Annotated in this window: 16 protein-coding genes and 3 tRNA genes; 8 read left to right on the plus strand and 11 right to left on the minus strand. The window is 68.1% G+C overall.

Annotation, left to right across the window (positions count from 1 at the left end; all coding sequences use genetic code 11):
• Window positions 1-322: 322 nt before the first annotated feature.
• The 3 genes from DFO63_RS11715 to DFO63_RS11725 all read right to left on the minus strand — a co-directional run bounded on the left by DFO63_RS11715 (window position 323) and on the right by DFO63_RS11725 (window position 5,670).
• On the minus strand, window positions 323-3,349 hold the full coding sequence (locus DFO63_RS11715) for a ligand-binding sensor domain-containing diguanylate cyclase (protein WP_049446195.1): 3,027 nt from the start codon (window positions 3,347-3,349) through the stop codon (window positions 323-325).
• A gap of 176 nt (window positions 3,350-3,525) precedes the next feature.
• Window positions 3,526-4,935 carry an ATP-binding protein gene (locus DFO63_RS11720; RefSeq protein ID WP_119007011.1) on the minus strand — a complete coding sequence of 470 codons (1,410 nt, stop codon included), beginning with the start codon at window positions 4,933-4,935 and terminating at the stop codon, window positions 3,526-3,528.
• 6 nt (window positions 4,936-4,941) lie between these two features.
• Window positions 4,942-5,670 carry a response regulator gene (locus DFO63_RS11725; protein WP_014036538.1) on the minus strand — a complete coding sequence of 243 codons (729 nt, stop codon included), beginning with the start codon at window positions 5,668-5,670 and terminating at the stop codon, window positions 4,942-4,944.
• A 204-nt stretch (window positions 5,671-5,874) separates the two neighbouring features.
• On the opposite strand from DFO63_RS11725, the gene DFO63_RS11730 reads away from it, so the two are divergent.
• From DFO63_RS11730 to DFO63_RS11740, 3 genes are read left to right on the plus strand one after another with little or no spacing between them, the layout of a single operon-like run.
• Window positions 5,875-7,116 (plus strand): efflux RND transporter periplasmic adaptor subunit, encoded by a 1,242-nt coding sequence (locus tag DFO63_RS11730; RefSeq protein ID WP_014036537.1) that lies wholly within the window; start codon window positions 5,875-5,877, stop codon window positions 7,114-7,116.
• A complete protein-coding gene (locus tag DFO63_RS11735) occupies window positions 7,113-9,071 on the plus strand; it encodes a MacB family efflux pump subunit (protein WP_119007012.1) in 1,959 nt (652 codons plus the stop codon). The genes DFO63_RS11730 and DFO63_RS11735 overlap by 4 nt, the downstream gene beginning before the upstream one ends.
• On the plus strand, window positions 9,068-10,510 hold the full coding sequence (locus tag DFO63_RS11740) for a TolC family protein (protein WP_119007013.1): 1,443 nt from the start codon (window positions 9,068-9,070) through the stop codon (window positions 10,508-10,510). The genes DFO63_RS11735 and DFO63_RS11740 overlap by 4 nt, the downstream gene beginning before the upstream one ends.
• Window positions 10,511-10,642: 132 nt before the next feature.
• On the opposite strand, the gene rlmB is transcribed toward DFO63_RS11740, so the two are convergent.
• From rlmB to rnr, 3 genes are all read right to left on the minus strand, one after another.
• Entirely contained in the window at window positions 10,643-11,386 is a 744-nt protein-coding gene (gene rlmB, locus DFO63_RS11745) for a 23S rRNA (guanosine(2251)-2'-O)-methyltransferase RlmB (RefSeq protein WP_005408775.1), read from the minus strand.
• Window positions 11,387-11,495: 109 nt separating this feature from the next.
• Window positions 11,496-11,978 (minus strand): GFA family protein, encoded by a 483-nt coding sequence (locus DFO63_RS11750; protein WP_119007014.1) that lies wholly within the window; start codon window positions 11,976-11,978, stop codon window positions 11,496-11,498.
• 144 nt (window positions 11,979-12,122) lie between these two features.
• Window positions 12,123-14,582 (minus strand): ribonuclease R, encoded by a 2,460-nt coding sequence (gene rnr / locus DFO63_RS11755; protein WP_119007015.1) that lies wholly within the window; start codon window positions 14,580-14,582, stop codon window positions 12,123-12,125.
• 128 nt (window positions 14,583-14,710) lie between these two features.
• Here rnr and DFO63_RS11760 point away from each other — a divergent pair.
• Window positions 14,711-14,795, plus strand: a tRNA-Leu gene (locus DFO63_RS11760).
• Window positions 14,796-15,001: 206 nt separating this feature from the next.
• Window positions 15,002-15,086: transfer RNA gene (locus DFO63_RS11765), tRNA-Leu, on the plus strand.
• 56 nt (window positions 15,087-15,142) lie between these two features.
• Here the strand turns inward: DFO63_RS11765 and DFO63_RS11770 are convergent.
• Window positions 15,143-15,889: a sulfite exporter TauE/SafE family protein gene (locus DFO63_RS11770; protein ID WP_101765199.1), complete on the minus strand. Its 747-nt coding sequence runs from the start codon at window positions 15,887-15,889 to the stop codon at window positions 15,143-15,145.
• 98 nt (window positions 15,890-15,987) lie between these two features.
• On the opposite strand from DFO63_RS11770, the gene DFO63_RS11775 reads away from it, so the two are divergent.
• On the plus strand, window positions 15,988-16,887 hold the full coding sequence (locus DFO63_RS11775; protein ID WP_049446208.1) for a LysR family transcriptional regulator: 900 nt from the start codon (window positions 15,988-15,990) through the stop codon (window positions 16,885-16,887).
• A gap of 50 nt (window positions 16,888-16,937) precedes the next feature.
• Window positions 16,938-17,022: transfer RNA gene (locus DFO63_RS11780), tRNA-Leu, on the plus strand.
• A 179-nt stretch (window positions 17,023-17,201) separates the two neighbouring features.
• Here DFO63_RS11780 and emrB read toward each other — a convergent pair.
• Genes emrB through emrR form a run of 4 tightly spaced genes read right to left on the minus strand, consistent with a single transcriptional unit; the run spans window position 17,202 to window position 21,919 of the window.
• Window positions 17,202-18,788, minus strand: a complete 1,587-nt coding sequence (gene emrB / locus DFO63_RS11785) for a multidrug efflux MFS transporter permease subunit EmrB (protein ID WP_014036530.1) — start codon at window positions 18,786-18,788, stop codon at window positions 17,202-17,204.
• Window positions 18,789-18,795: 7 nt separating this feature from the next.
• On the minus strand, window positions 18,796-19,974 hold the full coding sequence (emrA, locus tag DFO63_RS11790; protein ID WP_014036529.1) for a multidrug efflux MFS transporter periplasmic adaptor subunit EmrA: 1,179 nt from the start codon (window positions 19,972-19,974) through the stop codon (window positions 18,796-18,798).
• 11 nt (window positions 19,975-19,985) lie between these two features.
• On the minus strand, window positions 19,986-21,479 hold the full coding sequence (gene emrC / locus DFO63_RS11795) for a multidrug efflux transporter outer membrane subunit EmrC (protein ID WP_049446211.1): 1,494 nt from the start codon (window positions 21,477-21,479) through the stop codon (window positions 19,986-19,988).
• On the minus strand, window positions 21,476-21,919 hold the full coding sequence (emrR, locus tag DFO63_RS11800; RefSeq protein ID WP_014036527.1) for a multidrug efflux system transcriptional regulator EmrR: 444 nt from the start codon (window positions 21,917-21,919) through the stop codon (window positions 21,476-21,478). Before emrR ends, emrC begins: the two co-directional genes overlap by 4 nt.
• A gap of 172 nt (window positions 21,920-22,091) precedes the next feature.
• On the opposite strand from emrR, the gene DFO63_RS11805 reads away from it, so the two are divergent.
• On the plus strand, window positions 22,092-22,973 hold the full coding sequence (locus DFO63_RS11805; RefSeq protein ID WP_042358602.1) for a helix-turn-helix transcriptional regulator: 882 nt from the start codon (window positions 22,092-22,094) through the stop codon (window positions 22,971-22,973).
• Window positions 22,974-22,998: the final 25 nt, after the last annotated feature.

Raw genomic sequence — 22,998 nt, forward strand, 5'->3', positions numbered from 1 at the left:
GCTGGGCTACCACTCGCCTAACAACTACGCCCGGCAGCTCCGGGCTGCCGCCTGAAACGGCTTCATGGCGTCCGTTTTCAGGGGGCCAGATCAGATACCCCCGCGAACCCACCCTGCCCGGCCTTCGACAGGTTGCTGGCCGCCACGGAAAGATCAGAAAAAACGGGAGCAACAGCGGGTCGCTGCGCTCGTTGGGAACTGCCGATCATCTCGGTGGTGGGTCACTTCTCTGGTAGGTCACTCCTCTGGTGGGTGCCGACCGTTGGTCGGCATAGCCGGTTGGTACGGCACTCCAGTAGATCCACGCCATGCGTGGATGCGATCAACCGATGCTCGTGCGATCCCGGCCATCGCTCTTGGCGCGGTACAGCGCGCGGTCGGCACGCTGGTACAGCAACGCCGGGGTGCGGTCGTCGGCATCCAGCTCCACCAGGCCCGCGCTGAAGGTCACGCGCAGGCCCGGCACTTCTGCCCAGTCGGGATGGTCATGGAACAGACCACGCAGGCGCGCGCACAGCTGCGCGGCTTCCTCCAGGCGGGTGTCGTTGAGCAGCAGGGCGAACTCTTCGCCGCCGGTGCGCGCCGGCAGGTCGGAGTCGCGACAGGCCGCCGCGATCAACGTCGCCACCTGCACCAGCACGGCATCGCCGATGCTGTGGCTGTGGCGGTCGTTGACGTCCTTGAAGTGGTCGATGTCCAGCACCACCAGGCACAGTGGATGACCACTGCGCTGCGAACGGGCGAAGTCACGCGCCAGCGTCTCGTCGAAGCCGCGGCGGTTGGCCAGACCGGTCAGCGCATCCTCGCGGGCCTGGCGTTCAAAGGCCTCGGCCTGCCGCGCCAGGCGCTCGGCCAGTTCGGTCTTTTCCTGGTTCAGCGCCTGCAGGTGCACGGTCTTGGCCTGCAGGTCGAAGGTCGCTTCGTCCACCCGCCGCGCCAGGCGCAGGTTGCTGGCCTTCAGCTGCTGCAGCAGCAGCCGGTACAACGCCACCAGCCCGGCCAGCAGCAACAGCCCGGCCAGCACCTGCACGCTGCGGCGCTGCCACCAGAACGGCTCCACGGTGAAGCTCCATACCGCTTCCTGCTGGCCCCAGGCGCCACCCGGATGTGCAGCCGCCACGTGCAGGGTGTAGTCGCCCGGCGGCAGGCCAACGAACTCGACGCTGCGCTGCGGGCCACGTTCGACCCAGCCAGCATCGAGGCCATCCAGCCGCGTGCGGTAGCGGATCCGGTCGGACATCAGGTAGCTCAGGCCAACATAGCTCACCGCCAGCCGGCGGCCACCGGGAATGTAATTGCGATCCGGTCCCTCCCAGTGCACCGGCGCACCATCCACCTGCACGCTCTCGATCGCCGCCGGCGGCGATGGCCGTTCACGGAAACGCTGCAGGCGCTGCGGGTCGACCGTGCTCAGGCCACCGGCGGTGACCACCCAGAACGTACCGTCCTGGCGCAGGATCGCCGATGGGCTGGAGCTGCCGTTGGCCTGTGCATTGGCCATGCCGTCGATCTCGTTGTAGCGCTCCACCACCACCCGCGGCGTGCGCCCATCGGCCACCGCATTGAGGGTGCCCATGTCGGTGCGCAGCACGCCACGGTTGCTGCTGATCCAGACATTGCCGAGGCGGTCCGGCACCAGCTGGAATACCGCGTCCACCGGCATGCCCTGCTCCAGGCCGACCCGAGCCAGCGCGCCGTTGCGCCAGCGGTACAGACCACGATCACTGCTGATCCACATCGCATCGCCCAGCTGGTGGAAGCCGAACACACTGCGGCCGCCGCCCAGCGGGGCCAGGTCGATCGACTGCACGTGGTCGCCGCGCAGCACGCGGATGCCCTCGATGGTGCCGATCCACAGGTTGCCCTGATGGTCATGCTCGAGCGCGGTGATCAGGCCGCCGGGCATGCCCGGCACGTTCGAGACCTGCACCCGGTCGCCGTCGATGCGCACCACGCCCTTCTGCGTACCGGCCCAGACCACGCCCTGCGGATCAACGCTGATCGCACGGATGTTGCCACCCGGCATGCCGTCGTCCGCCGCATAGCTGTGGCGCAGGTGGCCGTCGCGGCCCAGCCGGTAGACGCCGTCGCCGAACGTTCCCACCCACAGGTCACCGTCCGGCCCCTGCGCCAGGCTGAGGACCGAGGGTGCCTTGCCGCCACGGTTGTGCAGCGGCATTGCGCGGAAACGGCCGTCGGCGGTCTGCAGGTCAAGGCCACTGGCACTGCCGACCCACAGCTGGCGGTCGCGATCCTCGAACACCGTGCGCACGTAGTCGCCACTGAGCCCGTCGCGCTCGGTGTAGCTGCTGAAGAGTGTTTCGCGCAGGCGGTACAGGCCTCCGTTGGCCCCCACCCAGATGCTGCCCTCAGCATCCTCGCGCAGGCTGACCACGCGTCCACCCGGCAGGTTCAGGCCGGCCGGCAGCCGCTCCAGGCCATGCGCGGAGATACGCAGCAGGCCCTGGTTCTCGGTGCCCAGCCACAGGTCACCATGGCGATCCTGCAGCATCGAGGTCATGTGCAGCTGGCCCGGCAGGCGGTGCACCAGCACCAGCTGGTCGTCCTCCACCCGGTACAGGCGCTCGCCGGCGACGATCCACAGCGCGCCATCCGGTGCCCGGTACGGCCACGACAGGCCACTGCCGGCGCCCAGCCCCCATGCAGCGGGGGCACGCTTGAGCACGCCATCGTTGTCGCGCAGCACCAGCCCGTCGAGCGTGCCGACCCAGACCCGGTCCTGTGCATCGACCACCAGCTTGGTGAAGCTCATCGCCATCGGCAGGTCCGCCGCGGGCGCCTGGTAGACGATGCCGGCATCCGGCGTCAGATAGCCGATGCCCTTGCCTTCGTACAGCAGCCACAGCCGGCCCTGGCTGTCCATCTGCATGGACTGGATCAGCACCTGCGGTGTACCGGCCTGGTGCTCCCAGACCCGCCATTGCCCATCGCTGCCGCGGTGGCTGACGTTGCCGCGCGAATCGCTGATCCACAGCCCGCCCTGGCGGTCGACGAACAGCGCGCCGATGCCGTTGTCGCGCAGGCCCGGGCGCGTGCTGCGGTCGAACACGGTGAAGTCCAGGCCGTTGTAGCGCACCAGCCCTTCCCAGGTGGCGAACCACAGATGGCCCTCCGGCGTCTGTGCGATGTCGCGCAGCGAGTTGTGCGGCAGGCCGTTGCGCGAGGTCCATACATCGATGGCGTAGTCGCGCAGCGGGGGCGCGCCCTCCTGTGCAGCCAGCGGCAGCGCGAGGGCCAGCAGCAGCCACAGCAGGCCCTGCCGCAGTGCCCGCTTGAATCCTGATGCGCGGCGCTCCACCCAGCGCCCCTCGTCCCCCTGCCCGCCCATCACCGCAACGGCGGCGGCCAGGTGCGGCTGCAGGGCGCGGCAGCGTGCGGGAACAACCGGGCAGCGCGCAATGGCATGCCGGCGGGAACGGGCTGGCTCATCGGGGGGAGACTGGGGAGATGCGCAGATGATAGGCCAAACCCCGGCCCCGGCGTCACCGTCCGCAGCCCGCCGGCTCAGCCGGCGCGGCCGGGCGCCACCACCTGGGCACTGGCCGGCCACTGCACCACCGCCTCCAGGCCACCTTCGGCCCGGTTGCGCAGCCACAACCGGGCACCGTCCTTCTCGGCCAGGGCGCGGGCGATGGTCAGGCCCAGGCCGGCCCCGCCGGTTTCGCGCGAACGCGAGGTTTCCACCCGCACGAACGGATCGAACACCGCCTCCAGCTGCTCCTCGGCCAGGCCGGGGCCGTCATCGGCCACCACCACGGTGATCGCACCGCCGCTGCGCTCGACCCGTACCCGCGCCCGCTGCGCATACATCACCGCATTGTCCACCAGGTTCGAGAACAGGCGATGCATCGCCAGTGGCCGCAGCATCAGTACCGAACCACTGCCGCCTTCGAAGACCACGTCGGCGCCGCCTTCGGCGGTGTCCTCGACAATGCTCTCCAGCAGCGAATCCAGGTCGAGTGCGGCGCGCTGCTCGGCACTTTCGGCACTGCGGGCCAGTTCCAGGCCCTCGCGCACCAGCGCCTGCATCGCCGCCAGGTCGCCGATCAGGCGCTCGCGCAGGGCTTCGTCGCTGACATTCTCCAGGCGCAGGCGCAGTCGGGTCAGTGGCGTCTGCAGGTCATGGGTGATCGCCGCCAGCATCTGCGTGCGTTCGGCCAGGTGCCTCTGCAGGCGGTGCTGCATGGCATTGAACGCTTCGGCGGCGCGCTGCACTTCACGCGGCCCGCGCAACGGCAACGGGTCGCGCTGCAGATCGTCGCCGAGGTCCTCGGCGGCGGCGGCCAGCTCCTGCAGTGGCGCACTGGCCATGCGCGCAACGATATAGGCCAGCACGGCAATCGCCAGCACCAGCAGGGTCAGGAACCACGGGTCCACGGCCAGGATGCCGTTGTGCGCCACCGCCGGCGAGTCCAGCGCCAGCTTCAGCAGCGTGCCGTCGTTGAGGGTCACGTCGACCGCACGGCACTTGGGCGGGATGAACGCCGGGTCGCGTTCGCGCGGCGGCCGCCGGTGACCCGGCGGCGGCGGCGGCAGCAGGTCCTGCAGCTTGGGAATGCAGGAGCGGAACGAAGTGAAGTGCACATGCGCGCGCGACACCGGTCCGGGGCGGTCTTCCAGCACTTCCATCAGCGCCGTGTCGGCACGCCCGAGGCGGGCTCCGGGCTGCAGCGCGCGCACGCTCGGCCCGCCGATCGCCAGCAGGCGCTCGCGCAGCTCCGGATTGCCGTCCAGCAGGTTGACGTAGCCCTGCAGGCGGTCGGCGATGCGGTTCAGGTTCTGCCGCTCGAACTCCTGCTGGCGCTTGGAAGTGGCCAGCATGGTCGCACCGATCGCAGCCACCGCCATGCCCAGCAGCAGGATCACGAATAACCGCCCGACCATCGAGGACAGGAAATGGCGCAGGCGCTTCATCGCGGCTTATTCCAGGTTGACCGAGGAGGCCAGCACGTAGCCTTCGTTGCGCACGGTCTTGATCAGTCCGTCCGGGCCACCGTCGTCGCCCAGCTTGTTGCGCAGGCGGCTGACCTGCAGGTCAATCGCGCGGTCCTGTGCCTCGTAGTTGCGGCCACTGCTGAGCGCGACCAGCTGCTCGCGCGACAGCACCTTGTTGGCGTGGGCGATGAACACCCGCAGCAGGCGGAACTCGGCGCCGGACAGCACCACCACGCGGTCATCCGGATCGACCAGGTGGCGATGCTCCAGGTCGAACACCCAGCGCGAGAAGCGTGCGCGGCGTACCGCCAGTGGCTCCAGGTTGGCCGGCAGCGCTTCGGTCCGGCGCAGCACGTTGCGGATCCGCGCCAGCAGCTCGCGCGGTTCGAACGGCTTGGCCAGGTAGTCATCGGCGCCCATTTCCAGGCCCAGCACGCGGTCGATCGGCTCGGCGCGCGCGGTCAGCATGATCACCGGCGTGTTCGAACGCGCACGCAGGTCGCGGCACAGGGTCAGGCCATCCTCGCGCGGCAGGTTGAGGTCCAGCACGATCAGGTCCACGTGCTCGCGGTCCAGCAGCTGGCGCATGGCCGTGCCATCGGCCGCCGTGCTCACCAGGTAGCCGGCGCGGCCGAGCTGCTCGGCCAGCAGCGTGCGGATGTCGTTGTCGTCGTCGACGATCAGCAGTCGATGCATCGGGTTTTCAGTCTCCATGGCGCGATCATCCCGTGTCGGCAGCTGAACCGCATCCGGGGCAATGCGTACCAGTGTATCCACCTACGGGCGGGATACCTGTGGTTACGCGTATTCACCGACAGTGTTACATACAGACATACCCCGAGGATTGAGCCGTCCATCGCCCGGTCTTCACAATGCCCACCAACGCCGCACGCGCGGCCCCGAGAGTGAAGCCACGACGTGACGTTCCGCCTGCTGCCCGCGACCCGACGGAGTCGCCTGATACTGATCGCCCTGCTTGCCCTGATCGTCGCTGCGGCCGCCTGGTGGCTGCTGCGCAAGCCTGCGGCCCCGGCGGTGGCGACCTCGCCGGTGAGCCGCGGTGACATCGAGCAGACGGTGGATGCCACCGGCGTGATCGATGCCTACAAGCTGGTCAGCGTCGGTGCGCAGGCCTCGGGCCAGATCAAGTCGCTGAAGGTGCAGCTGGGCGACACCGTGAAGGAAGGCGACCTGATCGCCGAGATCGACGCCACCACCCAGCAGAACCAGGTGCTCAACGCGCAGGCCTCGCTGGACCAGGTCACCGCCCAGCGTGCCGTGCAGCAGGCCACCCTGCGCCAGGCCGAACTGGAGTTCGCGCGCCAGCAGCAGATGCTGGCTGCCGAGGCCACCTCACGCCAGGAATACGATGCCGCCGAAGCGCAGCTGAAGACCGCCCGCGCCCAGCTGCAGTCCTACGAGGCGCAGATCAAGGGCCGCGAAACCGAGCTGGGCACCGCCCGCGCCAACCTGGCCTATACCCGCATCACCGCGCCGATGGATGGCACCGTGGTGGCGGTGGTGGCCGAGGAAGGCCGCACCGTGAACGCCAACCAGACCGCGCCCACCATCGTCATGCTGGCCCGGCTGGACGTGGTCACAGTCAATGCCGAGATCTCCGAAGCCGACGTGGTCAAGATCAAGGCCGGCATGCCGGTGTACTTCACCACGCTGGGCGACCCGGACCGCAAGTACCACGCCACGCTGCGCCAGATCAATCCGGCGCCGGCCTCGATCGCCAACGAGAGTTCGTCCAGTTCCAGCAGTTCGTCCAGTTCCAGTTCCAGCAGCGCGGTCTACTACAACGCGCTGTTCGACGTGGAGAATCCGGATGGCACCCTGCGCATCGACATGACCGCGCAGGTCTCGGTACTGCTGAAGCAGGCCAAGGGCGTGCTGATGGTGCCGGCGGTGGCACTGGGGCCGAAGCGCCGTGGCGACGAGCGCATGGTGCGGGTACTGGATGACAAGGGCCAGCCGCAGCCGCGTAAAGTCACCGTGGGCATCAACAACGGCGCCTCGGCCGAGATCCTGTCCGGGCTGAAGGAAGGCGAGCGCGTGGTGGTCGGCGAAGCCAGCGCCGCCGCGGCCGGTGCCGGCGGCGGCAACCGCGGCGGCATGCAGATGCGGGTCGGCGGCCCGGGCATGGGGCGCCGATGAGCACGACGGCGCCGCTGCTGCGCCTGCGCGACCTGCGACGCGAGTTCCCGGCCGGCGACGATGTGATCGCCGTGCTGCGCGACGTCAATCTCGACATCCACGCCGGTGAGATGGTGGCCATCGTCGGCCAGTCCGGCTCGGGCAAGTCGACGCTGATGAACATCCTCGGCTGCCTCGATCGTCCCACCCGTGGCAGCTACCAGGTGGCTGGCCGCGAGACCGGAAAGATGGAGCCGGACGAACTGGCCGAACTGCGCCGCGAGCATTTCGGTTTCATCTTCCAGCGCTACCACCTGCTGGGCGATCTGGATGCGCGCGGCAACGTGGAGGTGCCGGCGGTGTACGCCGGCAGCCCCGGCCCAGTGCGCAACGCGCGTGCCGAGCAGCTGCTGCAGCGGCTGGGCCTGAGCGACCGCATGCATCACAAGCCGGGCCAGCTGTCCGGTGGCCAGCAGCAGCGCGTGTCGATCGCACGTGCCCTGATGAACGGCGGCGAGGTGATCCTGGCCGACGAACCGACCGGTGCGCTCGACACGAAATCCGGCGAAGAAGTGATGGCGATCCTCGGCGAGCTGCATGCCGAAGGCCACACCATCATCATCGTCACCCACGACATGAGCGTGGCCGAGCACGCACAGCGCATCATCGAAATCCGCGACGGCGAGATCATCGCCGACCGCGCCAACCCGAATGCGCCGACCTACCGCGCACAGCGCGAGGCCAGCACCGGCGTCGCCCGCGGCAACAGCTGGCGGGCGGCGCGCGACCGCTTCACCGAAGCGTTCCGGATGGCCCTGCTGGCGATGAACGCACACCGCCTGCGCACCTTCCTGACCATGCTCGGCATCATCATCGGCATCGCCTCGGTCGTCTCGGTGGTGGCGCTGGGCAACGGCTCGCAGCAGCAGATCCTGCAGAACATCAGCGCGCTCGGCACCAACACCATCGACGTCTATCCCGGCCGTGGCTTCGGCGACATGCGCTCGGCACGGGTGCAGACACTCAAGGCCAGCGATGCCGATGCATTGGCAAAGCAGAGCTACGTGGACAGTGCCACTCCCAGCGTGTCGACCTCGGTCACCGCGCGTTACCGCAACCAGTCGTCCACCGCCCAGGTCAGCGGCGTCGGCGAGCAGTTCTTCCGGGTCAAGGGCGTAACCCTGCTCAGGGGCAGCTTCTTCGACGCCGATGCGGTCAAGGGCCTGGGCCAGGTGGCCGTGATCGACGAGAACACCCAGACCCAGTTCTTCCCCGATGTCGATCCGGTCGGCCAGGTGATCCTGCTCGGCAACGTGCCGGCACGCGTGGTCGGCGTGGCCAAGCGCCAGAGTTTCGGCTTCGGCGGCAGTACCAGCCTCAGCGTGTGGGTGCCCTACACCACGGTGATGTCGCGCATGCTCGGCCAGAGCCACGTGTCCAGCATCACCGTGCGCGTGGACGACGCCACGCCGATGGATGCCGCGCAGGAAGCGATCACCCGCCTGCTGACCCTGCGCCATGGCACCGAGGACTTCTTCCTCAGCAACAGCGCCGAGATCCGCGAGACCATCGAGCAGACCACGCGCACGATGACCCTGTTGATCGGCGCCATCGCCGCCATCGCGCTGCTGGTGGGCGGCATCGGCGTGATGAACATCATGCTGGTGTCGGTGACCGAGCGCACCCGCGAGATCGGGGTGCGCATGGCCGTGGGCGCACGGCAGAGTGATATCCGCCAGCAGTTCCTGATCGAAGCGGTGCTGGTGTGCCTGCTCGGCGGCGTGCTCGGCATCGGCCTGGCGCTGCTGCTGGGCTCGATGATCGGCCGCTTCGCCAGCGACTTCCAGGTGCTGTTCTCCACCGCCTCGATCGTCGCCGCGTTTGCCTGCTCGACCCTGATCGGCGTGGCGTTCGGCTTCCTGCCCGCGCGCAATGCCGCGCAGCTCGACCCGGTGGAGGCCCTGGCCCGCGAATGAAGATGATGATGATCCGACTGCCCTTCCCTGCTTCCCCGCGCCTGCTGCTGGCGGGTGCTGTACTGCTCGCCTTGTCCGGCTGTGCGTCGGTCGGCCGCTATCCGGTGCACGACCCCGACGTGGCGGCCCGCTACGGGCGCGGCGATGCCACCCTCAACGCACCGGCCGACGACCCGCGCAGCAGCCTGGATACACCGGGCCGCGACATCCGCCAGGACACCTGGTGGACCGGCTTCGGCGATGAACGCCTGGACCGCCTGGTGGCGCAGGCACTGGCGGCCAACAGCGATCTCGCCGCCGCCGGCCTGGCCGTGCAGCGTTCGCGCCTGCAGGCCGGCCTGGCCAGCAACGCGCTGTGGCCGCAGCCTTCGTCATCCGGCGTCAGCGGCAACGCCAGCCGCGCCACCGACCAGGCCGACGACTGGCGCCGCAGCTATTCCACCGGCGTCTCGCTGGGCTGGGAAGTGGACCTGTGGGGCCGCCTGCGTACCCAGCGCGACATCGCCCGCTGGGAAGCCGAGGCCAGCGAGGAAGACCGGCAGAACACCGCCCTGCTGGTGATCAGCGACACCATCACCCAGTACTGGAACCTGGCTTACCTGAACCAGTCGATCGCCACCGGCCAGGCCAACCTGGAGCGGCTGGAACGCACCCGCGAACTGGTACAGGCCCGCTTCGACGCCGGTGCGGTATCGCGCCTGGAAGTGCGCCAGGCGTTGCAGAACCTGCAGTCGCAGCGGTCCTCGCAGAGCGCACTGGAGCAGCAGCGGGTGGAGGTGCGCAATGCGCTGACCGTGCTGCTGGACGGCACGCCCTGGCCCCAGCAGGACGAGCCACAGGACCTGCTGGGCGCACGCAGCCCAGGTATCGCTGAAGGCCTGCCGACCGACCTGCTCGGCCGCCGGCCCGACCTGCGCGCGGCCGAGCTTCGCCTGCGCAACAGCCTGAAGACGATCAAGGTCACCGCCACCCAGTACTACCCGGCGTTGAGCCTGACCGGCAGCCTCGGTTCCAGCGCGACCTCGCTGGGCGATGTGCTGCGCAACCCGGTGGCCACGCTGGGCGCCGGCCTGTCGCTGCCGTTCCTCAACCTGCAGCGTGCGCAGCTGGATACCGATATCGCCGGCACCGCCTACCAGATCGCCGCCACCAACTTCCGCAAGACGCTGTATACCGCGCTCTCGGAAGTGGACAACGCGCTGTCGGCACGCGAGCAGCTGGTGCGCCAGGTGGCCGCCTCACAGGCTTCATACGATGAAGCGGTGGAAGTGGAGCGTGCACAGGAAGTGCGCTACCGCGTGGGCGCCACCGACCTGCGCACCTGGCTGGAAGCGCAGCAGACCCGGCGTGATGCCGAGCTGTCGCTGGCCCGCGTGCGCCAGGGCCAGCTGAACAACGACGTGACCCTGTTCAAGGCGCTGGGCGGCAGCGCGGGGTAACACGGCAAGAGCGCCAACCAGGGTTGGCGACTACCCGGCAGGTGTCGACCCTGGCCGACACGGCACATGAAAAAGGGGTCAGATCCCTCTCCAGCGGAGAGGGATCTGACCCCGATTACATGGCGCTGCCAATCAACCGCGCTGGCGCACGGCCTCGAACAGGCTGACGCCGGCGGCGACGGAGACGTTCAGGCTCTCGATCTCGCCCGGCATCGGGATCTTGACCAGGCCATCGCAGTTCTCGCGGGTCAGGCGGCGCAGGCCATCGGCTTCGCCGCCCAGCACCAGCGCGATGTTGCCCTTCAGGTCCAGCTGGTACAGCGAGGCGGTGGCTTCACCGGCCAGGCCGTAGATCCACACGCCCTGCTTCTGCAGGTCCTTCAGGCAGCGCGACAGGTTGGTCACCGCCACCACCGGGATGAGATCGGCGGCACCGGCCGAGGTCTTGCGCACAGTGGCATTGACCGTGGCCGACTTGTCCTTCGGGATGATCACCGCAGTCGCCCCGGCGGCAGCGGCCGAGCGCAGGCAGGCGCCCAGGTTGTGCGGGTCCTGCACTTCGTCCAGCACCAGCAGCAGGGCCTTGCCCTCGGCTGCGGTGACCAGGCCTTCCAGCTCGTTCTCGCTGTAGGTGCGGGCGGCGGCATAGCGCGCGGCCACGCCCTGGTGGCGCACCGAACCGCCAACACCGTCCAGCGCCTGGCTGTTCACCTTGCGCACGTCGATGCCCTTGCGGCGGGCGTTCTCTTCGATCTCGGTCAGGCGCGGGTTCTTCGCACCGGCCTCGACCAGCACTTCGCGGACGTTCTCGGCGTCGTTCTCGATGGAGGAGGCGACGGCGTTGACGCCGACAATCCACTGGCTGTTCTTGCTCATGCGGGCGGGGACCGGAAAGGGGGTGGCTATGGTAGAGCATCGGCGGGCCCGGCGCTGCGGACGGCCGGCCCGCTGTAGCGCCGAGCGTGGGCTCGGTGCTGCAGGTGGGTCATCGGCTGCGCGGCGGCCAGTGCGGGGTGTCGTGGTCGGGGTGCTGGTGGGACACGATGGTGGCCAGGAACTCCAGCGCCGCGATGTCGTCCTCGGTGCGCCGCGCCGGCAGGCCGGACAAACTGTCGACGAACGGCAGCTTGCGCTCCACCCCGTACTGGATCGTCGGTGGCAGGCGTTCCGGCTCGTCGAAGGCACCGGCGGCCACGGCCACGCCATCCGGGGCTTCGTAGGTCAGGGGTGTGCCGCAGTCGGCGCAGAAGCCACGCCGCACCACGTTGGACGACTGGAAATAGCGCGGCTGGCCGCGGGTCCAGCTGAACTGCACGCCGCGCACGGATACCAGCGGCGCGTAATAGGCACCGAAGGCCTTCTGGCACATCCGGCAGTGGCAGATCGAGCTGTCGGTCAGCGCACCGCGCGCCTGGAAGCGGATCGCGCCGCACTGGCAGCCGCCGCTGTATTCGGGTTGGCCCTGCATGGTGCGTTCCTCCGAAACGTCGTGCCAACCAACGGTTGGCACCTACCGGGTGAGGTGGGCACCCACCGGGTGAGGTGGATGCCTACCGGGTGAGGTGGGTGCCTACCGGGTGAGGTGGGTGCCGACCGTTGGTCGGCACGCCTTTCAATATTGCTTCTTGGTGCGCTTGGCCGGCTTGCCACGCTCGGGCAGCGGCGGCAGGCCATCGCCCTCGTCTTCGCCCTTGTGCTCGACCAGGCGGAAGTCGATCTTGCGTTCTTCCATGCTGGCCTTCAGCACCAGGATGCGCACGCGGTCGCCCAACCGGTAGCTGCTGCCGCGGCGCTCGCCGGTCAGCGTCTTGCGGGTGGCGTCGAACTTGTAATAGTCCTGCGGCAGCTGGGTCACATGCACCAGGCCCTGCACCTTGGACTCGTCCAGTTCCACGAACAGGCCGAAGCTGGTCACGCCGCTGATGACGCCGTCGAACTGGCCGCCCACGTGCTTTTCCATCCACGCCGCGCGGTAACGCTCATCGACTTCGCGCTCGGCCTCGTCGGCACGACGCTCACGCTCGGAACACTGCAGCGCCAGGGCTGCCATTTCGCGCGCGTTGTAGGTGAACTTGTCCAGCGGCTTGCCGGACAACGCGTGCTTTATCGCGCGGTGCACCAGCAGGTCGGGGTAACGGCGGATCGGCGAGGTGAAATGCGCGTACGCCTCCAGCGCCAGGCCGAAGTGGCCGTGATTTTCCGGGCTGTAGATCGCCAGGCTCTGGCTGCGCAGCAGCACCGATTCCAGCAGCGTGGCATCGGGGCGGTCGCGGATCTTCTTCAGCAGCTTGGTGTAGTCACCCGGGCGCACCTTCGACCACGGCGGCAGGCTCAGCTTGAACTCCTTGAGGAATTCCAGCAGGTCGGCGTACTTGGTTTCCGGCGGCTTCTCGTGGATGCGGTACGGCGCCGGCACATGGCGCGACAGCAGGTACTTGGCCGCCTCGACGTTGGCCGCGATCATGCATTCCTCGATCAGCTTGTGCGCGTCGTTGCGCACCAGCATGCCGGCCTGGGTCACTTCACCGCGGTTGTCCAGCACGAATCGCACTTCACTGCTTTCGAACTCGATGGCACCGCGCTTGGCACGTGCCTTGGACAGCACCTTGTACAGCTGGTGCAGGCGCTGCACCTGCGGCAGCAGGTCGCCCATCCAGGCCTTGGTATCGGCATCGTCCTCGCCCACCGCCTTCCACACCTGGGTGTAGGTCAGGCGCGCATGCGAGTTCATCACCGCCTCATAGAAGCGCGAATGCGTGACCAGGCCATCGCGGTCGATCTGCATGTCGCAGACAAAGCACATGCGGTCGACCTTCGGCATCAGCGAGCAGATGCCGTTGGACAGCGTCTCCGGCAGCATCGGCACCACGAAGCCCGGGAAGTACACCGAGGTGGCGCGCTTCTGCGCTTCCTCATCCAGCGGCGTGCCGGGGCGCACGTAGTTCGAGACATCGGCGATCGCCACCACCAGGCGGAAACCCTCGGCATTCGGCTCGCAGTACACCGCGTCGTCGAAGTCCTTGGCATCTTCACCGTCGATGGTGACCAGCGGCGTGCTGCGCAGGTCGACGCGGTCGCCGATCATTGCCGGCTCGACCACCAGCGGCACCGAGGCCGCTTCGTCCAGCACTTCCTGTGGAAACTCGAACGGCAGCTCGTGGCCGTGGATGGCGGTCTCAACCACCAGCGAGGCGGTCAGCTTGTCGCCGAGCACGGCGATGATGCGGCCGATCGGCGGACGGCGGCTGTCCGGCGCCTGGGTCAGTTCGCAGACCACCAGCTGGCCGTCGCGTGCACCACCGGTCTGGTCCGGCGGCACCTGCACGTTGCGCTGCACGCGCTTGTCGTCGGGCACCACATAGTTGATGCCCATCTCAATGCTGAAGCGGCCGATCAGGCGGGTCATGCCGCGTTCGAGCACGCGGGCGATGCTGCCTTCGCGACGGCCACGGTGATCGATGCCGGTCACGCGGGCCAGCACCTTGTCGCCGTGCATCACCTTGCGCATCTCATACGGCGGCAGGAACAGGTCGTCGCCGCCTTCGACCGGGCGCAGGAAGCCGAACCCTTCCGGGTTGGCGATCACCACGCCGGTGACCAGGTTCAGTGTCTGGATCGGAGCGAAACCGCCCCGGCGGTTCTGCACCAGCTGGCCATCGCGGACCATGGCGCCGAGCCGGCGCGACAGTGCTTCGGCCCGGTCCGGCGCGGTCAGGCCCAGGCGCGCGCCCAGTTCTTCGGCGGTCTGCGGCCCTTCGCAGCGCTCCAGCAGGGCCAGGATGGCCTCGCGGCTGGCGATGGGCTGTTCGTATTTCTCGGCTTCGCGGGCGGCATAGGGATCGTCGATCACCTTGCCGGTCGGCGGCAGCTTGCGGCCCGGTGCCGGGCCGGGGGCGTCCGTACCGCGAACCTTGCGGCCACGCGGCGCGGTGCCACCTTCATTCAATTCGGGGAACCAGCCCGGCAACGGCTTGCCCGGCTTGGGGGTGCGGGCTGCGCCCGCCTTGGCGCCCTTGTTCGGGGCCTGGCTGCGGGACTTGCTCCCGCCCTTGCTTGGTTTTTTGGTAGTCATCGCCCTACATGGTAGCCGCTGACAGCGTGCAGAACGGGTCAGCGGCCGCCTTGAAGGCCTTGCATGAAAAATATTCAGGAAGTCGTTGACAGCCTGCGGATTCATCTTCACAATTGCGCCTCTGGAACGCCCAGGTGGCGGAATTGGTAGACGCACTAGTTTCAGGTACTAGCGGGTAAAACCGTGGAGGTTCGAGTCCTCTCCTGGGCACCAACGAAAAAACTCCTCGCTTCGGCGGGGATTTTTTTTGCCTGCGATCCGGCGCCGGGGTCGGATTCCTCTCCACAGGAAAAGGCTCTGGCCCCAACGCGAGCCCCATGGGGTCAGAGCCCGTTTCGCAGGCGAAACGGGATCCGACCCCGGATCCACGAAAGGTGTTGACACCCCCGTCACAGCACCCCATAATCTCGCTCCTCGACGCCCAGGTGGCGGAATTGGTAGACGCACTAGTTTCAGGTACTAGCGGGTAAAACCGTGGAGGTTCGAGTCCTCTCCTGGGCACCACGTCGAGAATGAGAAAAACCCGCGAAAGCGGGTTTTTTCATGCCCGGAATGCGGCATCAGAACAACGGCCGCAGCACCAGCTCCAGGCCGAGCAGCAGCAGGAACCCCAGGAAACAGGCGCGGAACACCCGCGCACTGATCCGCTGCCGGATCACCTGGCCCAGCCACATGCCCAGCAACGCCGGCAACACCGCCAACGCACTCAGCCCCAGCTGCTGGATGCCGAACGCACCGTGCAGCACCAGGCCGGTGGTCAGCGCAATCGTCGACACGGTGAACGCCAGCCCGAGCGCCTGCACCAGCTCCTCGCGCTGCAACCCCAGCGACTGCAGGTACGGCACCGCCGGCATCACGAACACACCCGTCGCACCCGTCACCACACCGGATAGCGCACCCACCAGCGGCCCCAGCCAACGCTCGCGCCGCTGCGGTACGCGGAACACCGGCGCGAGCAGCGCATACACCGCGTAGACCACCAGTGCCACGCCCAAAGCCACGCGCGACCAGGTGCGATCGACCCGCACCAGCAATGCTGCCGAACCCAGCGTCACCACCACCACGGCCAGCATCATCGGCCACAGGCGTCGCACGATGTGGCCAAGTGACGGCCCGGACAGCAGCTGCCACGCATTGGTGACGAAGGTCGGGATGAACAGCATCGACGCCGCCGCCACCGGCGACAGCGCGCCACCGAGCAGGCCCATCGCCACCGTCGGCAACCCCATCCCCGTCACGCCCTTGACCATGCCGGCCAGCACGAACACCACCACCAGCAGCACGTAGAAGTACATCGATTCATTCATGCCTTCATTGGATCGGGCCGCCGCCCGGCGCACAATGCGGTCTTCCCGGCCGAGCCTTCGGCTGACCCGAAGGCGCCGGATCAGCAATGAGGCACGACATGCGGATGGACATCGCCGACCTGCGCCTGTTCCTGGCCATCGCCGAAGCGGGCAGCATCACCGCCGGCGCGGCGCAGGCAAACCTGGCATTGGGTTCAGCCAGTGAGCGCCTGCGCACGATCGAAGCCGATGCCGGTACCCCGCTGTTGAACCGGCACCCACGCGGCGTCAGCCTGACCGAAGCCGGCGCCGCCCTCGCCCACCATGCACGGCTGATCCTGCAGCAGCAGGCACAGCTGCGTGGCGAACTGCAGGCGTTCGCGCATGGCGCGCGCGGCACCCTGCACCTGTATGCCAACACCGCCGCGCTGACCAACTACCTGCCCGCGCGGCTCGCACCGTGGCTGGCCGAACGCCCGCGCCTGCATGTCGAACTGATCGAGCGCACCAGCCCCGAAGTCGTACGCGCGATCAGTGCCGGCCAGGCCGAGGCCGGCATCATCAGCGACGCGGTCGACGCGGCCGGCCTGCAGCAGCACGTGGTCGCCGAAGACCCGCTGGTGATGCTGCTGCCGGCCGATCACCGCCTCGCCTCGCGGCGCAGTGTGACCTTCGCCGAGGTTGCCGGCGAGACCTTCGTTGCCCTGGCCGATGGCAATGCACTGCAGACCTACATCGAGGACCAGGCGCGCGACATCGGGCGCCGCCTGGATGTGCGCATCCGCATGAAGACCTTCGAAGGCGTGTGCATCATGGTCGGCCACGGCATCGGCGTCGGCATCGTGCCGCGGACCATTGCACGCCAGCATCGGCGCAGCACGCACACCGTCGCCGTACCGCTCGCCGATGCGTGGGCACAACGGCGCCTGTGCGCCTGCTTTGCCGAGTGGACGCGACTGTCACCGGCGATGCGCAGCCTGCTGCATCACCTCGGCGTGCAGCCGCAGAAAAAAGTGTGAAATGTTGTTGACACATCTTCTGCCGCTCCCCATAATTCATCTCCTGAGTCGCCCAGGTGGCGGAATTGGTAGACGCACTAGTTTCAGGTACTAGCGGGTAAAACCGTGGAGGTTCGAGTCCTCTCCTGGGCACCACGACTCAAGATGATCAAACCCGCGAAAGCGGGTTTTTTCGTTTCCGGGGTCTGCCATGTCAACGCGATGGCGACGCTCATCCACGCATGGCGTGGATCTACCGAATTGCACAACGCTCCAAACAAAAACCCCGCCTTCCGGCGGGGTTTCTGCATTGGCGCTACCGAATGGCAGACCGGTCAGTGCCCGCCACCGGCGGCTGCACCCGCACCCGCGCCGAACGGCGGTTTGGCCAGCCACAGGAACGCGATGATCGCCAGGAAGATCCAGCCCAGCAGGAAGAAGATGTCGTTGAAGCCCATCTGCGACGCCTGGTGGTTGATCATGTTGTTCAGTACCGCTGCGCCGTGTTGCAGGTCGCCCTGCCCCATCGCCGTGACCTGGTCCTGCATGCCCGGCTGATAGGCCGAGATGTGCTCGGTCAGGTCGGCATGGTGCACCTGGGTGCGCCGCGCCCACAGCCACGTCGTCAGCGACGCCGCGAAACTGCCGCCCAGCGTTCGCAGGAACGTGGCCAGGCCGGAGCCCGCCGCAATCTCGCGACCATCCAGGTCCGACAGCAGGATCTGCAGCACCGGCATGAAGAACAGCGCGACGCCGATGCCCATGATCAGCTGTACGCCAGCCACGTGCATGTAGTCCACCTGCAGGTTGAAGTTCGAACGCAGGAAGCTGGTCATCGACAGCACGATGAAGGCGACCGTGGCCAGCATGCGCATGTCGAAGCGCGATGCATACTTGCCCACGAACGGCGTCATGATCACCGGCAGGATGCCGATCGGCGCGGTCGCCAGGCCTGCCCAGATCGCGGTGTAGCCCATGTCACGCTGCAACCACTGCGGAATCAGCAGGGCCACGCTGAAGAACGCGGCGTAAGCCACCACCATCGCCAGCGTGCCGGCGCGGAAGTTGCGATGACGGAACAGCTTCAGGTCGACGATCGGATCCTTGTCGGTCAGCTCCCAGATCAGGAACACCGTCAGCGTCACCACCGCCACGCAGGCCAGCACCACGATCTTCATCGACGAGAACCAGTCCTCGTCGTTGCCCAGATCGAGCACCAGCTGCAGCGCACCGACGCCGATCACCAGGGTGATCAGGCCGACGTAGTCCATCTTCGGCTTCTCGATCTGCTCCGGGCGCCCCTTCAACTGGTTGCCCACCACCAGCGCGGCGAAGATGCCCAGTGGCACATTGATCAGGAAGATCCATTCCCAGCTGTAGTTGTCGGTGATCCAGCCACCGAGGATAGGACCGCAGATGGGCGCCACCACCGTGATCATCGCCAGCAGCGCCAAGGCCTGTCCGCGTTTCTCGCGCGGATAGATCGAGACCAGCAACGACTGCGTGATCGGGTACATCGGGCCGGCCACGAAACCCTGCAGCGCACGCGACAGCACCAGCATGCCCATGCTCTGCGCCAGGCCGCACAGCAGCGAGGTGATGACGAAGGCCAGCGTGGCCCAGACGAACAGCTTGCGTTCGCCGAAGCGGCGGCTGAGCCAGCCGGTCAGCGGCAGCGCGATGGCCGTGCTGACCGCGAACGAGGTGATGACCCAGGTCGCCTGCTGCGAACTGGCGCCGAGGTTACCGGCGATGGTCGGCAGCGAGACGTTGGCGATGGTGGTGTCGAGCACCTGCATGAACGACGCCATCGCCAGGCCCACGGTGCACAGGGCGACGCTGGGTGGCAGGAACCCGGAGGCCGCACCCGGCGCCGCCGGTGCGCCCGGAGCGCCGGGCGCGGCTGGAGCTTGTGCGGACATGGCGACCTCAGCCCACCTTCGCCTGCTGCGGCAGGTTGCCCTGGATGATCGTGTGGATCACCTCGTCGGCATCATGCAGCTGCTTGGCATACACGTCGGTGTCGAACACCGTGCCCTTGGCCGGGGTGCTCGGCAGCACTTCGCCCTTCTGGTCGCGCAGGCTCACTTCGGCCTTCATCGACAGGCCGATGCGCAGCGGGTGTTCGGCCAGCTGCTTGGCATCGATGGCGATGCGCACCGGCACGCGCTGCACGATCTTGATCCAGTTGCCGCTGGCGTTCTGCGCCGGCAGCAGCGAGAACGCCGAGCCGGTGCCCAGGCCCAGGCTCTGGATGCGGCCCTTGTACTTCACGTCACCGGCGTACAGGTCCGACTTCAGCTCCACTTCCTGGCCCAGGCGCATGTGGCGCAGCTGGGTTTCCTTGAAGTTGGCCTCGACCCACATCTGCTCGGTCGGCACCACGGCCATCAGGGCATTGCCCGGCTGCACGCGCTGGCCCACCTGCACCGAACGACGGGCCACGTAGCCGGTGACCGGCGCGACGATGCCGGCGCGGGCGTTGTTGAGGAAGGCCTGGCGCAGCTGCGCGGCGGCCGCCTGCACGTCCGGCTGGGTGGCGATCACGGTGTCGTCGACCAGCGCGCGGTTGCGCTCGACGGTCTCGCGCGAACCGGCCACGGCCGCTTCGGCCGCAGCCAGCTCGTCGCGGGCGTGGGCCAGTTCTTCGTTGGAGATGGCGCCGGTGGCGGCCAGGTCCTTGCGGCGAGCGAAGTCGTCGCGCACGCGCTTCAGGGTCACCTGGCGGGCGTTCAAGTCCGCCTGCGCGCCTTCCACGCTGCGGTACAGGCCACGGGTCTGGCGCACGGTCTTGGCCAGGTTGGCTTCGGCCTGCTGCAGCGCCACCGACGTGTCGGACGGGTCCAGCTGCACCAGCAGCTGGCCGCGCTCCACGCGCATGCCGTCATCGGCATTGATGGCGACCACGGTACCGGCCACCAGCGGGGTGATCTGCACCTGGTTGCCCTGCACGTAGGCATCGTCGGTCTCTTCGAACCAACGGCCGAACATGAAGTACCACAGCGCCAGTGCGGCAAGCAGCAGCACGACGATCACGAACAGGCCGCGCAGCAGGTTGCCGCGGCGGTTGGGGGCGGCCGGGGCCGCGGTGTCTTGGGTCTGGCTCATGGCGGGCGTCTTCAGGAATGCGAGGAATCGGAATGGGAGGCGATCGGTGCGCGGTCGGCGTCAGCGGGCTGGAAACCACCGCCCAGCGCCTTGCTCAGGCGCACCGAGGTCTGCACCTGCTGCGACTGCAGGCCGGCCAGCTGCTGCTGCGATTGCAGCAGGGTGGACTGCGCGGTCAGCACGTCCAGATAGCTGCCGATGCCGGCGCGGTAGCGCTGCTGGGCCAGGTCGAAGGCCGAGCGTGCGGTGTCCACGGCCTGCTGCTGCGCGTGCGCCTGCTGTGCCAGCGAGCGCACCGCGTTGACCTGGTCGGCGACGTCGCGCAGTGCATCGAGCACGGCCTGGTTGTAGTTGGCCACCGCCAGGTCGTACTGCGCGTCGGTGTTGGCCAGGTTGGCGCGCAGCTTGCCGCCTTCGAAGATCGGCAGGCTCAACGCCGGGCCGATGTAGGCGAAGGTGGAGCTGCTCTTCAGCAGGTCACCCACGTTCGGGGCAACCACGCCGGCCAGCGCGGTCAGGTTGAAGCTCGGGTAGAACTTGGTCTTGGCAACCTTGATCTGCTTGTCGGCCGCTTCCACGCGCCAGCGCGCAGCCACGATGTCGGGGCGACGGCCCAGCAGTTCGCTGGGCAGCACGCCCGGCAGCTGCAATGCCATCGGGTTCAACGGCTGCGGGCGCTGGATCGACAGGCCACGATCCGGACCCTTGCCGACCAGTGCGGCCAGCGCGGTGCGGGCGGCATCGATGCGCTGCTGCGCGGCCAGTACCTGCTGCTGCGCGGCCGGCACGCGGGCCTCGGCCTGGCGCACCTGCAGATCGCTGTCGATGCCGGCGCTGCGGCGTTGGCGGGTCAGCTGCAGCGACTTCTGCGAGCGGGTCAGTTCTTCCTCGGCCACGTCGTTGAGCTGCCACGCGTAAGCCAGATCGGCATAGGCCTGGGCAATGCCGGTGGACAGGTTCAGGCGTGCGGCCTGGGCTTCGACGGTGGCGGCATGCGCGCCATCCACGGCGGCTTCCCAGGCGGCGCGCTTGCCGCCCCACAGGTCCACGCCGTAGCTGAAATCGAAGGCGACCTGGCTGCTGCCGCCATAGCGGCCGCCCATCTCGCTGCCGACCATCGACTCGGGCAGGCGCAGGCCGGTGTAGCCACCGGACACCGACAGGCTGGGCAGCTCATCGGCACGCGCGGTGCCAACCTGGGCCTGGGCCTGGCGCAGGCGCGCATCGGCGGCGTCCAGGCTCGGGTGACCGGCCAGGCCCTCGGCAACCAGCGCGTCCAGCTGCGCATCGCCCAGTGCCTTCCACCAGTCCTGCGCCGGGAAGCCGGCGGCGCTCAGGTCGGTGTCGGCCAGCGTGCGTTCGCTGTGCAGGCTGTCCACATCAAGCACGTGGCCCTGCGGATTGAGGCCACGGCTGCTGGCGCAGGCGGCCAGGGCCAGGGCCAGCGCTGACACCAGCAGCGCGCGCCCGGACCGGCGGAGAGTGGAATGCGGGATCGGGTTCATGGGGTCGTCAGTGAATCGCGGATTCGGGTAAGGAGGGACAGCAGCAGCGTGCGCTCATCGGCGGAAAGATCGCGCAGGGCGTAATCCATCACCGCGTCGCCGCGCAGCTTCAGCCGCGCCCACAACGCGCGGCCTTCATCGGTCAGTACGATCTGCAGTGCCCGCCGGTCCTGCGCATGCGGCTCGCGGCGGACGCAGCCCAGCGCCTCCAGCTTGTCCAGCAGCCGGGTCACCGCGCTGGGCACCTGGTCGATGGCCTGGGCCAGTTCGTTGGCGGTGCACGGCGCCATGCTGGATAGCACCTTCAACCCGATGTAGTGGGTGAAGCCGATGCCCAGATCTTCTTCAGCCATGGACGCGTCGAGTTGGCGGACCAGGCCGTCGCGCACCTGGCGCAGCAGCAGGCCGAAGCTGGGGGGAGTGGTTGCAGGACAGATCATGGGGGAGCATTCTCTTCCAAAAAAAATATTTCTCAATGGAAATATTCGATCTGGCATCGAATGCTGTGTTGCAGCAGCGGGCTCGATCAGTGAAGGCGCCTACCTTAATGATCTGGTCAGGTGGCCCGGTAGTACAATCCAGCCAATGGATGACACATTTCAGCCAGTGGGCATGATGAACAAGGCAGAAATTCAGGTTCCCAAGCGCCTGCTCAGGGATGACGCACTGGACTGGTTCGAGCGCAATGACGGCCCGCCGGTCATCGCCTTCCGCTTCGACAGCCAGCAGGGCCTGGCCCGTGAGGTGGACTGGCACCACCACCAGCGTGCCCAGCTGATCTGCGTCGAACGCGGCCTGCTGACCACCCGCACCTCGCATGGCACCTGGTCGCTGGCGCCGGGCTCGGCCGGCTGGATGCCGCCGCTGGAACCGCACACGGTCACCCTCGACGGCCCGCTGCGCGGCTGGGGCATGGCGTTGGCCGCACCGGCCTGCGCCACCCTGCCCGCCGATCCCTGCGTGCTGGGCCTGTCCAAGCTGGCGCAGGCGCTGGCCGACCGCGTCTGCGAATGGCCGCTGGGCTATGACACCACGCCCGAGCGCCAGCACATCATCGACGTGCTGCTGGACGAGATCCGAAGCGCGCCGCGCCAGCGCATGCACCTGCCGATGCCCCACGACAGGCGCCTGCTGAAGATCGCCTCGCAGTTGCTGGCCGACCCCTCCGACGAGCGCAGCCTGGCCGAATGGGCGCATTGGGCCGGCCTGTCACCGCGCAGCCTGACCCGTCACTTCCGCGACGAGACCACGCTCAGCTTCGCCCAGTGGCGGCAGCAGGCCCGCCTGTCCGAGGCGCTGCGCCAGCTGACCGACGGCCGCAGCGTGGCCGACATCGCCCACGCGCTGGGCTTCAGCAGCGCCAGCGCCTTCGTCACCGTGTTCCGCCGCCACTTCGGGCTGCCGCCCGGGCGCTACCTGGCACGGGCCGGGCACGGCCTGGAAACCGGGCTGGACCCTGCACGTGGCTTGGCATCCCCGGCCGCATCCGGATAATCACAGGATTGCGAGCGGCGACCGC

Origin of the sequence: Stenotrophomonas sp. AG209 (assembly GCF_003550055.1) — a bacterium.
In the GTDB taxonomy this organism is placed as follows: Bacteria; Pseudomonadota; Gammaproteobacteria; order Xanthomonadales; family Xanthomonadaceae; genus Stenotrophomonas.